Below are 13,499 nucleotides of genomic sequence, written 5' to 3' on the forward strand. Positions count from 1 at the left end.
CTCGTTGAAACTGTGCCCCGCCACCACGCTGCTCCGTCAATTCGCGGCCATATTACACGCGACGTCCGCCGCGCCAGCCTTCGGCGTCAGGCGCGCTGGCAGACCGGGCAGAAAAACGTCGAGCGCTGGCCCTGGCGGATCTGCCGCAGGGGCGTGGCGCAGCGCAGGCAGGGCTGGCCGGCGCGGCCGTACACCGAGGCTTCGGCCTGGAAGTGCCCGCTTTCGCCCGCGGCGTTGGAAAAATTGCGCAGCGTGCTGCCACCGCGCTCGACCGCGCGCCCCAGCACTTCGCGGATGGCCGCGTGCAGGCGGTCGGCCCGTGCGCGCGACAGGCGGTCGGCGCGCGTCGTGGGGCGGATGCCCGCCAGGAACAGCGCCTCGGACGCATAGATGTTGCCCACGCCCACCACCACGTCGCCCGCCAGCAGCACCTGCTTGATGGGCGCACGCCGCGTGCGCAGCCGCGCATGAAACGCCGCGGGATCGAACGCGTCGCCCAGCGGCTCCGTGCCCAGCGACGCCAGTAATTTTTGCGCCGGGTCGCTCTGCAGGTCGGCAGACCACACCACCGCGCCGAAGCGCCGCGGGTCGTTCAGGCGCAGCGTGCCCTGCGTGGTCACCAGGTCGAAATGGTCGTGCCGGCCGGGCGGCGGCAGGTCGCCACGAAAGCTGAGGCTGCCCGACATGCCCAGGTGCATCAGCAGCACGCCCTGGTCCAACTGCAGCAGCAGGTATTTGCCGCGCCGGTCGACGTCCTGCACGGTCATGCCCGCCAGTTGCCGGGGGTCCAGCCCCAGCGGCCAGCGCAGGGGCAGGCCCGCCCTGGCATCCAGAATACGGGCGCCGCGGATGTGCTGCGCAAAACTGCGCCGCGTGACTTCGACTTCGGGCAATTCAGGCATGGCTGCCCTGCCCTGATGGGTGAACGCGCATGATTTATTATGGGTCGATGAAGATGTTTCACCGCGTGCTGGGGGGTTGGACGCTGGCGCTGGCCGCGTTCCATGTGCCGGCCCAGACGCCGCCCGCGCCCCCAGCGGCCGCCAAGGCTGCCGCTCCTGAGCAGTCGCCGCTGACGGCGCGTCTGCTGTATGAATTGCTGATCGGCGAGATGCTGTTTCGCCAGGGCGACACGCAGAACGGCGCAGCCTATGTGCTGAGCGCGGCCCGGCGCACCGGCGATGCAGAGCTGTTCAAGCGCGCGGCGCAGATGGCCATCCAGTCGCGATCCGGCCCCGCTGCGCTGGAAACGGTGCGCGCCTGGCGCGACGCCCACCCCGACACCGTCGAAGCCGGACAGTACGAGTTGCAGGTGCTGATCGCGCTGGGTCGCGTGGCCGAAACCGAAGTGCCGCTGCGGCAGTTTGTATCCACCTTGCCCGAGTCGGACAGGCTGTCCTTCATCACCGCGCTGCCGGCCCTGTACCAGCGCGTTCCCGACAAGCCCGAAGCCGCCCGCGTGGTCGAGCGTGCGCTGGCCGACGTGATGCGCACGCCCACGCTGGCGCCTGCGGCGTGGACCACCATTGGCCGCCTGCGCCTGCAGGCGGGCGACAAGGCCGGCGCATTGGCGGCAGCCACGCTGGGGCACAACGCCGGCACGCAGTCTGAATGGCCGGCGCTGCTGGCGCTGCAGTTGATGGCCGATGGCGAAACCCGCGCGGACGCGCTGATTCAGCGTTATCTGAGCCAGGCCGACGCCAAGCCGGAAGTACGCATCGGCTACGCACGCGCGCTGGTCGAACGCGGCCGCCCTGCCGACGCGCACCGCCAGCTCGACACGCTGATCCGCCGCTCGCCCGACGCGCCCGAAGCCTGGCTGGTGCGCGGCGCGCTGTACGCCGACGAGCGCAAGGACGCCGAGGCGGAAGCCGACCTCAAGCACTACCTGGCGATGGTGGACAACGCGGGGCGCTCCCCCGGCGGCCAGCCGCCGGAAGGCCGCGACCACGCCCGCATGATGCTGGCGACCATTGCCGAGCGGCGCGGCGACCTGGCCGGTGCCGAACGGCTGCTGGGCTCCATCGACTCGCCCGAGCGCGCGTTGACGGTGCAGGTGCGCCGCGCGCAGTTGCTGGCGCGCCAGGGCAAGCTGGACGAAGGGCGCCAGGCCATCCGCGGCGTGCCCGAGCGCAGCCCCGACGACGCACGCCTGAAGCTGCTGGCCGAAGCCCAGTTGCTGCGCGACAATCAGCAGGCGCAGCAGGCCTACGACCTGCTGAGCGCCGAGCTGAAGAAGAGCCCCGACGAGGAAAGCCTGCTGTACGACGCCTCGATGGCCGCCGAGCGTGCGGGCCACCTCGACATCATGGAAGAGTTGCTGCGGCGGCTCATCCAGCTGAACCCCGACGCCGGGCACGCCTACAACGCGCTGGGCTATTCGATGGCCGATCGCGGCGTGCGCCTGCCCGAAGCCAGGAAGCTGATCGAGAAAGCCGTGCAGCTGTCGCCCGACGACGCCTACATCCAGGACAGCCTGGGCTGGGTGCACTTCCGCATGGGCAACGTGCGCGAGGCGCGCAAGATCCTCGAAGCCGCATACAAGAAGCGGCCCGACGCCGAAATTGCCGCGCACCTGGGCGAGGTGCTGTGGACGCTGGGCGAACGCGAGCCCGCACGCAAGATGTGGCGCGAGGGCCTGCGCCTGGACGCCGACAACGAGACGCTGCAAAAGACGCTCAAGCGCTTTCGGGTGACGCCGTGACGGCATGGCTGTCGGGCACGGGGCGCCGCGCGGCGCTGCATCGGGTCAGCCTGGCCATTGCTGCTTTATTGATAGCTGGATGCGCTACTTCACCCAGGGCTGGCACGGGTTTTGATGCTCAAACCGAGCAGTGGAGGGGACGCCTGGCGCTGCGGGTCGAATCCGAGCCGCCGCAATCGTTTTCGGCCGCGTTCGCGCTCAGCGGCAATCCGCGTGCGGGCGAACTGACCCTCACCTCGCCCATCGGCAGCACGCTGGCCGTCATGCAATGGCAGCCGGGCGAAGCGCTGCTGCGCCAGGGCGAACAGACGCGCCGCTACGACTCGATCGACGAGCTGGCGCAGGAGGTCACCGGCACGCCGCTGCCGGTGCTGGCGCTGTTCGGCTGGCTGCGCGGCGAGCCGCAGTCCGTGCCCGGCTGGCAATCCGACCTGAGCCGCCTGCCCGATGGCCGGTTGTCGGCGCGCCGGCTGATGCCGCTGCCCACGGCGGAACTGCGCGTGGTGCTGGACCGATGAGATGCGCGCGATCCACGACGTGCCCGCGCCGGCCAAGCTGAACCTGTTCCTGCACATCACCGGGCGGCGCGCCGACGGCTATCACCTGCTGCAATCGGCTTTCATGCTGATCGACTGGTGCGACACGCTGCACTTCGAACGACGCGCGGACGGGCAGGTCACGCGGGAAGACCTGGGTGCGCCGCTGCCGCCGGACGACCTGATCGTGCGGGCCGCGCGCGCGCTGCAGCAAGCCACGGGCTGCACCCAGGGCGCCCACATCGGCGTGGACAAGCGCATTCCGGCGCAGGCCGGCATGGGCGGCGGCTCGTCGGACGCAGCCAGCACGCTGATGGCGCTCAACCGCCTGTGGAACCTGCGCCTGCCGCGCGCCGAGCTGGCGCGCATCGGCCTGACGCTAGGGGCCGACGTACCCTTCTTCATCCACGGTCGGCACGGCTGGGTCGAAGGCATCGGCGAGCGCATTCAGCCGTTGATGCTGCCCCCGGCACGCTTTGTCGTCGTGAAACCGCCGCAGGGCCTGGAAACCGTGGCGATTTTTCGCGCGCCGGATTTGAAACGCGACAGTGAGCCTGCTATACTTGCGGGCTTTACTGCAGACCCGTACGGCTTTGGCCACAACGACCTGCAGCCGGTTGCCGAGCGGCTTTGTCCGCAAGTGGCCGAAGCCATTGGGCGCTTGTCGCACCTCGGCCTCGACGCAAGGATGACCGGCTCGGGCAGCGCGGTGTTCGCTCAGTTCAATGAAGCCAAGCACGCCTCTGTGGCCGCCGGACTTCAGGCCCTGATGAACGACGCGCCGGACTGGCAAGTGCGCTTGTGCAGCAATCTGGAACACCATCCGCTGGTCGGCTGGGTTCCAGGCGACGATTGAAGGTGGTCCGCCAGGCAGTAGGGCTGGTCACCGGCGTAGGGGAGTCGCCAAGTTGGTTAAGGCACCGGATTTTGATTCCGGCATGCGAGGGTTCGAGTCCTTCCTCCCCTGCCAAACCTGTTTCGCCGGGTGCGCTGCGCCTGGCACTGAGCCGCACTTCAGTGACACGCCGGAAAGCGCATGCAGCCGTCCCACAACCCCGATTTTCTGGTGTTCACCGGCAATGCCAACCCGGCACTGGCCGCTGAAATCGCAAGCCACCTGAACATTACGCTTGGCGCCGCCGACGTCGGCCGCTTCTCCGACGGCGAAGTCACCGTCGAGATCAAGCAGAACGTGCGCGCCCGCGACGTGTTCGTGGTGCAGTCCACCTGCGCGCCGACCAACGAAAACCTGATGGAACTGCTGATCATGGTCGACGCGCTCAAGCGCTCGTCGGCCGAACGCATCAGCGCCGTCATCCCCTACTTCGGCTATGCCCGGCAGGACCGTCGCCCGCGCTCGACGCGCGTGCCGATCAGCGCCAAGGTGGTGGCCAACATGCTGCAGGCGGTGGGCGTGTCCAGCGTCATCATGATGGACCTGCACGCCGACCAGATCCAGGGGTTCTTCGACATCCCGGTCGACAACATCTACGCCTCGCCGGTGCTGCTGGGCGACTTGCGGCAGAAGAACTACGACGACCTGCTGGTCGTCAGCCCCGACGTGGGCGGCGTGGTGCGCGCCCGCGCGCTGGCCAAGCAGCTCAACTGCGACCTCGCCATCATCGACAAGCGCCGTCCCAAGGCCAACGTTAGCGAAGTCATGCACGTCATCGGCGACATCGACGGTCGCAACTGCGTCATCATGGACGACATGATCGACACGGCCGGCACGCTGGTGAAGGCGGCCGAAGTACTGAAGGAGCGCGGCGCCAAGAAGGTCTATGCGTATTGCACGCACCCGATCTTCAGCGGTCCCGCCATCGAGCGCATTGCCCAGGGCACGGCGCTCGACGAAGTGGTGGTGACCAACACCATTCCGCTGTCCGACGCTGCCATGCAGTGCAGCAAGATTCGCCAGCTTTCCGTGGCGCCGCTGATCGCCCAGACGATCCAGCGCATCGCCCGCGGCGAATCGGTCATGAGTCTGTTCCAGGAGCAGGACAACCTGTTCTGACGGAACACGCGGATCGCCCGGCAATCCGGCCGCGCGGTCTTTTTCAACCGGGGTCGCACTGGTCGCGGTCGGCCCATCAAGGAGTATTGCCATGAAATTCGTCGCCTTCGAGCGCGCCAAGCAGGGTACGGGTGCGAGCCGCCGTCTGCGCAATGCCGGCAAGGTGCCGGGCATTGTCTACGGTGGTGAGGGTGAGCCCCAGCTCATCGAACTGGACCACAACGCCCTGTGGCAGGCCATCAAGAAGGAAGCCTTCCACTCGTCCGTGCTGGACATGGAACTGGCCGGGAAGGTCAGCAAGGTGCTGCTGCGCGATCTGCAGGTTCACCCGTTCAAGCAGCAGGTGCTGCACATCGACTTCCAGCGCGTGTCGGCCAAGCAGAAGATCCAGCTGAAGGTGCCGCTGCACTACAAGGGCGAGGAAGAGTCCAACGCCGTCAAGTTTGACAAGTGCCTAGTCAACCACATCCTCACCGAACTGGAAGTGTCGTGCCTGCCGGCCGACCTGCCGGAATCGATCGAGGTCGACCTGTCCAAGCTGGAAAAAGGCGCCACGCTGACGCTGAAGGACATCACGCTGCCCAAGGACGTCGAGCCCGTGCTGCGCGGCCACACCGCTGAAGACACCGTGCTGGTGTCGGTGGTCAACCCCGCCGCCGAAGAGACTGACACGCCTGCCGACGCCGCCCCTGCGGCCGACGCCAAGCCTGCCGACAAGAAGTAATCCGGCCCGGCCATCCTCTGGCGCTCACGGCCCGCTTCGGCGGGCCGTTTGTTTTTTGTCGACCACGGATAATCCGCACCCATGATCAAGCTCTTCGTCGGCCTGGGCAACCCCGGCGCCGAATACGAAGCCACGCGCCACAACGCGGGCTTCTGGTGGATCGACCAGGTCGCGCGCCAACTGGGCGTGCGGCTGGTCGCCGAACGCAGCTATCACGGGCTGATGGCGCGCACCCAGGTGCGCGGGCAGACCGTGTGGCTGCTCGAGCCACAGACCTTCATGAACCTGTCGGGCAAGTCGGTGGGCGCGCTGGCGCGCTTCTACAAGATCGCGCCCGAGCAGATCCTGGTGGTGCACGATGAACTGGACCTTTCGCCCGGCCAGGCCAAGCTGAAGCGCGGCGGCGGCCACGCCGGGCACAACGGGCTGCGCGACATCCACGCCCAGTTGGGCACCGGCGACTACTGGCGCCTGCGCCTGGGCATCGGGCACCCCGGCGACCGCGCGGAAGTGGTGGGCTGGGTGCTGCGCAAGCCGCCGGCGGACGAACTGGCGCAGATCGAGACGGCCATCACGCGGTCGGCCCAGGCCTTCGAGCAGCTGGTGATGGGTGAAATGGAGCGCGCCACGGTGCAGATCCACACCGACAAGCCGCCGCGCGCCAAGCCGCCCAAGCCTGCCGCGGAACCGCCCGCCGACTGACGCAACGGCAAGCTACAAAAACAATAGCTTCCAAAACAGTCAGCAAGCGCGCAGACGGCCAGAATCCTGTTAAACACTACATCTTGGCCGACTGCAGCAGGCGGTATTTCTGCATCAGCGCGTCCTTGCTTTCGACGCGCTGCGGGTTGACCGGGATGCATTCCACCGGGCACACCTGCACACATTGCGGCTCGTCGAAGTGACCGACGCATTCGGTGCATTTGTTCGGGTCGATCACGTAGATCTCCGGCCCCATCGAGATCGCGTCGTTGGGGCATTCGGGTTCGCAGACGTCGCAGTTGATGCACTCGTCGGTGATCATCAGCGCCATGGCACAGCTCCGGCAGATGGAAACAATGGCACCGATTATCCCGCCCCGCCGCGCAACCGCCCCGTCGCGCCCTCAATGACGTTACCCGATGTGTTGATAATGCCGCGCAGCACCCCGCCCCGCGCATGAGCTACTTTCTCTTCAAACGCATCTTCACGCTGATCGCCACGCTGGCGGCCACCAGCGTGATCGTGTTCGCGGTGCTGGAGGTGTTGCCAGGCAACGCCGCCCAGGTGCTGATGGGACCGGACGCCGACCCCGCCGCCGTGGCCGCCAAGGCGACCGAGCTGGGGCTGGACCAGCCAGCGCTGACGAGATATTTCGGCTGGATCGGCGGCCTGCTGCGCGGTGACATGGGACTGTCGTACACCTACGGCTCGCCGGTGTCTGAGCTGATTCTGGAACGTCTGCAACTGACCGTGCCGCTGGCCGTGCTGGCCATGCTGCTGACCACGGCCATCGCGCTGGCCGTGGGCGTGTACGCCGCGGCGCGCCACAACAGCGCCGTCGACGTCGGCCTGATGTCGATGGCGCAGGTCGGCATCGCCATTCCCAACTTCTGGTTCGCCATCCTGCTGATCCTGCTGTTTTCGGTGAAGCTGCAGTGGTTTTCGGCTGGCGGCTTCGACGGCTGGTACTTTGAAGACGGCGTCTGGCTCGGGCTGTGGGAGGGACTGAAGGCGCTCATCCTGCCGGCCGTGGCGCTGGCGGTGGTGCAGGCGGCGATCCTGGCGCGCTTCACGCGGTCGGCGGTGCTGGAAGTGCTGCGCGAGGACTTCGTGCGCACCGCGCGCGCCAAGGGCCTGAGCCACCGCGCCACGCTGTGGGGCCACGTGCTGCGCAACGCCATGATCCCCGTCATCACGGTGATGGGCCTGCAGTTTGCCGAGCTGTTGGCCGGCACCATCGTGGTCGAAAACGTCTTCTACCTGCCGGGCCTGGGGCGCCTGATCTTCCAGAGCATCGCCAACCGCGACGTGATCGTGGTACGCAACTGCGTGATGCTGCTGGCGGCGATGGTGGTCATCGTCAACTTTGTGGTCGATGTGCTGTATGCGGTGATCGATCCGCGGGTGAAGGCCAGTGAGATATGAGGCGGTCGAAATTCAAAACAGCCGGACGCAGAGGACGCAAAGGTTTCGCAAAGGACGCAAAAGAAATACCCAAAATTTGTTTGAAGCGTGTTGCGATGACCTTGCGGCAAGTCATTGAGCGACAGCGTTTTTTTTGGAGATCGCGCACCGCGGGTCAACAGACCAGGCATGTTCGCCGCCTCCCATTCAAATTGTTGAGGGCTTTCTTCGCGTCCTTCGCGAAACCTTTGCGTCCTTCGCGTCCGGCGGTTGAGTGTTTCTCATGAACAGCCACACCGCCCCCGGCTTCTGGCAGCGCGCGCGGCAGCACCCAGGCTTCGTCATCGGCGGCGTGCTGTCGCTGCTGCTGTTGCTGGCCGCCGCCTTGTCGTATGTGGGGACGCCCTACTCCGTCTACGACGTCGACATGGACGCCAAGCTGCTGGCGCCCGACGCGCGGCACTGGCTGGGCACCGACGCGTTCGGGCGCGACGTGGTGTCGTTGCTGCTGGTGGGCGCGCGGGCGTCGATTCTGGTGGGCGTCATCGCCGTCGGCATCGGGCTGGTGGTGGGCACGGGGCTGGGGCTGCTGGCGTCGGCGCGGCGCGGCTGGGTTGAAGAGACCATCATGCGCGTGTCGGACTTCGGCTTCGCCTTTCCGGCCATCCTGTCGGCCATCATGCTCACGGCCGTGTACGGGCCGGGCATCGTCAACGCCATCATCGCCATCGGCATCTACAACATCCCGACCTTCGCGCGCATCACCCGCGCCGCCGCCAACAGCGTGTGGAGCCGCGACTACGTGCTGGCCGCGCGCGCCAGCGGCAAAGGTCCGTGGGCCATCACCTGGCAGCACGTACTGCCCAACATCCTGCCGGTGCTGATCGTGCAGGCCACCATCCGCTTTGCCATTGCCATCCTGGCCGAGGCCGCGCTGTCGTACCTGGGCCTGGGCACACAGCCCCCACAGCCCAGCTGGGGCCGCATGCTGGCCGAGGCGCAGACGCTGATGTTCCAGGCGCCGCTGCTGGCGGTGTGGCCGGGCCTGGCGATTGCGCTGTCGGTGCTGGGACTCAACCTGCTGGGCGATGGCTTGCGCGACCTGCTCGACCCCCCGGCTTCAGCGGCGGGGCTGATGCTTGAAATGTCCGCCGATCTTGGTAATATCATGCGTATTACCGATGGAGCAATGCCCATGACCGCCACCGTCAAACTTCCGCCCGATCTGGAGCAGGCGCTGCGCCAGCGCTGCGCGGCCGAGGGCCGCAGTCTCAGCGATGTGATGCGCGATGCGCTGGTGGCCTACCTGGCCAGCACGCCGGCCAGCGCGGCATCGGCGTTTGCGCTGGGCGCCGATCTGTTCGGCCGCCACGCCGGCCCGGCCGACCTGGCCACGGCGCGCCGCCAGCATCTGGCCGACGCCTGGGGCGACAAGCACGCCCGCCGCGGCACCCATTGACGCGCCACCACCGCCATGAGCACCCCCCGCGTCCGCCCCGCACGCCGCCGAAGCGCCGGCGCAATACGGCGTGGCGCCGCAGGGCCAGGTGCTGGTGGACAGTGGCCCGTTGCTGGCGCTGTTCAATGCTGCCGACCATTGGCACGCACGCGTCGTCGCCTGGCTGCAGGCGCACCCAGGGCTGGCGCTGGTCAGCACCTGGCCCGTGCTGACCGAGGTGTGCGCCCTGCTGGCGCGCCGCGTACACAACCAGGCCGCGCTGGACTTTCTGCTGTGGGTCGAACGCGGTGGCGTACAGGTCGACGCGCCCGGCGACGGCAGCCTGGCGCAGATGCGCCGCATCGCCCAGCGCTTTGCCAGCCTGCCGCTGGACCTGGCCGACGCCTCCATCGCCGAGGCGGCAGAACGCCGCGGCATTCGCCGCATCGTCAGCATCGACGCCGATTTCGACGTCTACCGTGACGCGCGCGGCAAACCCCTCACCAACCTGCTGCGCGCCTGATGCCCTTGCTCGAAGCCCGCCACCTGCGCGTCGACCTGCACACCCACCGCGGCACGGCGCCGGCCGTGCGCGACATGGGCTTCGCGCTGGAGCGCGGCGACACGCTGGGCCTGATCGGCGAATCGGGCTGCGGCAAGTCCATGACCGCGCTCGCCCTGATGGGCCTGGCGCCCGACAACGCCATCGTCAGCGGCAGCCTGACGCTGGAGGGGCGCGAGCTGATCGGCCTGCCCGACCGCGACTGGCGCGCGATTCGCGGCTTTCGGCTGGCGATGATCTTCCAGGAGCCGATGACCGCGCTCAACCCGGTGCACCGCGTCGGCGCGCAGATCGCCGAGCCGCTGCGCCTGCACCAGCACCTGTCGGCCCATGCCGCGCGCGAAAAGGCCATCGCCCTGCTCGACCGCGTCGGCATTCCCGACGCGGTGCGGCGCGTGGACAGCTTTCCGCACCAGTTCTCGGGCGGCCAGCGCCAGCGCATCATGATTGCCATGGCGCTGGCGTGCGAGCCCGACGTGCTGATCGCCGACGAGCCAACCACCGCGCTCGACGTGACGGTGCAAAAGCAGATCCTGGCGCTGATCCGCGAGCTGGTCGACGAGCGCGGCATGGCGCTCATCCTGATTTCGCACGACCTTGGCCTGATTGCGCAGAACGTGAAGCGCATGCTGGTGATGTACGGCGGCAGCGTGGTTGAAAGCGGCGCCTCGGCCGAGGTCTTTGCCCGCCCGGCACACCCCTACACGCGCGGTCTGCTGGCCGCGCGGCCCAGCCTGGCGAACCGCCTGGTCGCGCACCGCAGCGAGCGGCTGCCCACCATTGCCGGCAGCGTGCCCGACCTGTTCAGCCTGCCGCCCGGCTGCCCGTTTGCGGGCCGCTGTGCCTACACCGAAGCCGCCTGCCGCACCCAGCCGCCGCCCGTGGTGGCGCTGCCCGGCGACCACCGGTTCAGCTGCCGGCGCGCCGACGTGGTGCTGGGCACTCCTGAATCGATAGCTGAAGACTCTTGATGGACCAGCGCGAAGGCCCTTTTTTGCTTGAAATCCGCGACGTCACGCGCCGCTACACGCTGCCGCGTGAATCGCTGTTCAAGCCGCCCGCAGCGGTCGACGCGTTGCGGGGCGTGTCCCTCAACGTCACCGCCGGGCGCAGCATGGGCATCGTCGGCGAATCGGGGTCGGGCAAGAGCACCCTGGCGCGCCTGGTGATGGCGCTGGAGGCGCCCACGTCCGGCACCGTGCTGTTCGAGGGCCGCAACCTGCACGCGCTGCCGCCCGATGAACTGTGCGCGGCGCGGCGCGACTTCCAGATGGTGTTTCAGGACCCCTACGGCTCGCTCGACCCGCGCCGCCCCATCTGGCGCACCGTGGCCGAACCGGCCGCCGCGCTCGAAGGCGCCACGCGCGCCCAGCAACGCGAGCGCGCCGCCGCCACGCTGGAATCCGTGGGACTCTCGGCCGACGCCCTGGACAAGTACCCGCATGAATTTTCCGGCGGCCAGCGGCAGCGCATCGCCATCGCGCGGGCGCTGGTCACCCGCCCCAAGCTCATCGTCGCCGACGAGGCCGTCAGCGCGCTCGATGTCTCGGTGCAGGCGCAGGTGCTCAACCTCATGGCCGACCTGCGCGACGAGTACGGCGTGACCTTTCTCTTCATCAGCCACGATCTGGCCGTGGTCAGCTACCTGTGCGCCGACGTGGCGGTGATGAAGGGCGGCCTCATCGTCGAGCAAGGCCCCGTGCGCCAGGTGCTGAGCGAGCCGGCACACGCGTACACGCGCACCTTGCTGGAATCGGTGCCCCAGCTTGTCGCCCCCACGGCCGCCTGAGGCGTTACGGACGCTGCGCTACCATGCGCAGCGTCCTGTCCCGACCCCCCCCAAGGAGAGCCTTGAAGATGAAACGCCGCGATTTCGCCCTGACCCTGCCCGCGCTGGCTGCCATCAGCCACCTGCCTGCATTCGCCCAATCGCGCAAGGACGCCGTCGTGGTGGGCATGACGCTGGAGCCGCCGGGGCTGGACCCGACGGCCGGCGCCGCGTCGGCCATCGCCGAGGTGACGCAGTACAACATCTTCGAGACGCTGACCAAGATCAACGCCGACGGCAGCGTCACCCCGCTGCTGGCCGAGCGCTGGGAAGTCTCGCCCGACCTGCGCACCTACACCTTCCACCTGCGCCGTGGCGTCAAGTTCAGCAACGGCGAGCCGTTCAACGCGCAGACGGTGAAGTACGCCTTTCAGCGCGCCGCGGGCGAAAAGAGCACCAACAAGGACAAGCGCACCTTTGCCGCCATGGAAAGCGTGCGCCCCATCGACGACCACACGGTGGTCGTCATCAACAAGGAGCCGGACCCGGACTTCCTGTTCTACATGGGCCAGGCCACCGCCATCATGGTCGAGCCCAAGAGCGCCGACGGCAACGCCACCAAGCCGGTGGGCACCGGCCCGTACGTGCTGGACAACTGGTCGAAGGGCTCGTCCATCGTGCTGAAGGCCTCGCCGGCCTACCGCAGCCCGAGCGCCATCAAGATCAAGCGCGCTACCTTCCGCTTCATCAGCGACCCGGCGGCGCAGGTGGCGGCCGTGCTGTCGGGCGACGTGGATGCGTTCGTGCGCGTCACCCCGCGCGGTGCGGCGCAGTTCAAGGCCAACCCGCGGCTGCAGACCATCGTCAGCGGCTCGCGCGCCAAGACGGTGCTGGCCATCAACAACGCCAGGAAGCCGCTGAACGACGTGCGCGTGCGCCGCGCCATCAGCATGGCCATCGACCGCAAGGCCGTCATCGCCGGCGCGGGCGACGGCTTTGGCGTGCCCATCGGCAGCCATTACGTGCCGGGCGCGGCGGGCTACATCGACACCACCGGCGTCAACCCGTATGACGTCGAAAAAGCCAAGGCGCTGCTGAAAGAAGCCGGCGTGACCACGCCGCTGGAACTGTCGCTGGTGCTGCCGCCGCCGCCTTACGCGCGCCAGGGTGGCGAGGTCATCGTGGCGCAGCTGGCCAAGATCGGCATCGTCGCCAAGGTGCAGAACGTCGAATGGGCGCAATGGCTGGCCAACACCTATGGCGGCCCCAAGAACTACGACCTGACCATCATCAGCCACGTCGAGCCGTTCGACCTGAACAACTTCACCAAGCCCGACTACTACTGGGGCTACAACAACCCCAAGTTCAACGAGCTGTTCAGCAAGATCAAGGTCACGCCCAACGTGGCCGAACGCAACAAGCTGCTGGGCGACGCGCAGAAGATGCTGGCCGATGACGCCGCCCTGGCCTGGCTGTACCAGCCGCAATGGGTCACGGTGGCCAACCGCCGGCTCAACGGCCTGTGGAAGGACATGCCGATCTTCGTCAACGACCTGTCGGCGATCAGCTGGAGTTGATCGCATGAAACCGCGTTCACTACAAATTGTGTAGCGAACTTCTCAAACCATAAGCGGGCTACGGGCCGAT

Annotated in this window: 14 protein-coding genes, 1 tRNA gene and 1 pseudogene; 14 read left to right on the plus strand and 2 right to left on the minus strand. The window is 67.8% G+C overall.

Annotated features, from left to right (window positions below):
• Positions 1-86: 86 nt before the first annotated feature.
• Positions 87-902 (minus strand): bifunctional DNA-formamidopyrimidine glycosylase/DNA-(apurinic or apyrimidinic site) lyase, encoded by an 816-nt coding sequence (mutM, locus tag R0D99_RS12670; protein ID WP_317748540.1) that lies wholly within the window; start codon positions 900-902, stop codon positions 87-89.
• A 29-nt stretch (positions 903-931) separates the two neighbouring features.
• On the opposite strand from mutM, the gene R0D99_RS12675 reads away from it, so the two are divergent.
• From R0D99_RS12675 to pth, 7 genes are all read left to right on the plus strand, one after another.
• Positions 932-2,704, plus strand: a complete 1,773-nt coding sequence (locus R0D99_RS12675; RefSeq protein WP_317748541.1) for a tetratricopeptide repeat protein — start codon at positions 932-934, stop codon at positions 2,702-2,704.
• Positions 2,701-3,222, plus strand: a complete 522-nt coding sequence (locus R0D99_RS12680; RefSeq protein ID WP_317748542.1) for an outer membrane lipoprotein LolB — start codon at positions 2,701-2,703, stop codon at positions 3,220-3,222. Before R0D99_RS12675 ends, R0D99_RS12680 begins: the two co-directional genes overlap by 4 nt.
• Before the next feature lies 1 nt (position 3,223).
• Positions 3,224-4,096: a 4-(cytidine 5'-diphospho)-2-C-methyl-D-erythritol kinase gene (gene ispE, locus R0D99_RS12685; protein ID WP_317748543.1), complete on the plus strand. Its 873-nt coding sequence runs from the start codon at positions 3,224-3,226 to the stop codon at positions 4,094-4,096.
• A gap of 37 nt (positions 4,097-4,133) precedes the next feature.
• Positions 4,134-4,210, plus strand: a tRNA-Gln gene (locus tag R0D99_RS12690).
• A gap of 66 nt (positions 4,211-4,276) precedes the next feature.
• On the plus strand, positions 4,277-5,254 hold the full coding sequence (locus tag R0D99_RS12695; protein ID WP_317748544.1) for a ribose-phosphate pyrophosphokinase: 978 nt from the start codon (positions 4,277-4,279) through the stop codon (positions 5,252-5,254).
• A 91-nt stretch (positions 5,255-5,345) separates the two neighbouring features.
• Positions 5,346-5,978, plus strand: coding sequence for a 50S ribosomal protein L25/general stress protein Ctc (locus R0D99_RS12700; protein ID WP_317748545.1), 633 nt, complete (start codon positions 5,346-5,348; stop codon positions 5,976-5,978).
• An 81-nt stretch (positions 5,979-6,059) separates the two neighbouring features.
• Positions 6,060-6,680: an aminoacyl-tRNA hydrolase gene (gene pth, locus R0D99_RS12705; RefSeq protein WP_317748546.1), complete on the plus strand. Its 621-nt coding sequence runs from the start codon at positions 6,060-6,062 to the stop codon at positions 6,678-6,680.
• Between the two features lie 76 nt (positions 6,681-6,756).
• Here pth and R0D99_RS12710 read toward each other — a convergent pair whose 3' ends face one another.
• Positions 6,757-7,011 (minus strand): YfhL family 4Fe-4S dicluster ferredoxin, encoded by a 255-nt coding sequence (locus R0D99_RS12710; protein WP_317748547.1) that lies wholly within the window; start codon positions 7,009-7,011, stop codon positions 6,757-6,759.
• Positions 7,012-7,136: 125 nt separating this feature from the next.
• Between R0D99_RS12710 and R0D99_RS12715 the strand changes: the two genes are divergently transcribed.
• The 7 genes and pseudogenes from R0D99_RS12715 to R0D99_RS12745 all read left to right on the plus strand — a co-directional run bounded on the left by R0D99_RS12715 (position 7,137) and on the right by R0D99_RS12745 (position 13,429).
• Complete coding sequence (locus tag R0D99_RS12715; protein ID WP_317748548.1) at positions 7,137-8,105, plus strand: ABC transporter permease; 969 nt, start codon at positions 7,137-7,139, stop codon at positions 8,103-8,105.
• A 262-nt stretch (positions 8,106-8,367) separates the two neighbouring features.
• A pseudogene (locus R0D99_RS12720) lies at positions 8,368-9,207 on the plus strand (ABC transporter permease); the annotation flags it as partial.
• A gap of 72 nt (positions 9,208-9,279) precedes the next feature.
• Positions 9,280-9,543 carry a ribbon-helix-helix domain-containing protein gene (locus R0D99_RS12725; protein WP_317751097.1) on the plus strand — a complete coding sequence of 88 codons (264 nt, stop codon included), beginning with the start codon at positions 9,280-9,282 and terminating at the stop codon, positions 9,541-9,543.
• 70 nt (positions 9,544-9,613) lie between these two features.
• Complete coding sequence (locus tag R0D99_RS12730) at positions 9,614-10,045, plus strand: type II toxin-antitoxin system VapC family toxin (protein WP_317748549.1); 432 nt, start codon at positions 9,614-9,616, stop codon at positions 10,043-10,045.
• Positions 10,045-11,055, plus strand: coding sequence for an ABC transporter ATP-binding protein (locus tag R0D99_RS12735; RefSeq protein ID WP_317748550.1), 1,011 nt, complete (start codon positions 10,045-10,047; stop codon positions 11,053-11,055). The genes R0D99_RS12730 and R0D99_RS12735 overlap by 1 nt, the downstream gene beginning before the upstream one ends.
• Complete coding sequence (locus R0D99_RS12740; protein WP_317748551.1) at positions 11,055-11,873, plus strand: ATP-binding cassette domain-containing protein; 819 nt, start codon at positions 11,055-11,057, stop codon at positions 11,871-11,873. The genes R0D99_RS12735 and R0D99_RS12740 overlap by 1 nt, the downstream gene beginning before the upstream one ends.
• 68 nt (positions 11,874-11,941) lie before the next feature.
• Entirely contained in the window at positions 11,942-13,429 is a 1,488-nt protein-coding gene (locus tag R0D99_RS12745) for an ABC transporter substrate-binding protein (RefSeq protein ID WP_317748552.1), read from the plus strand.
• The last annotated feature ends 70 nt before the right edge of the window (positions 13,430-13,499 follow it).

The organism is Ottowia sp. SB7-C50, assembly GCF_033110285.1.
Taxonomy (GTDB): Bacteria; Pseudomonadota; Gammaproteobacteria; order Burkholderiales; family Burkholderiaceae_C; genus Ottowia.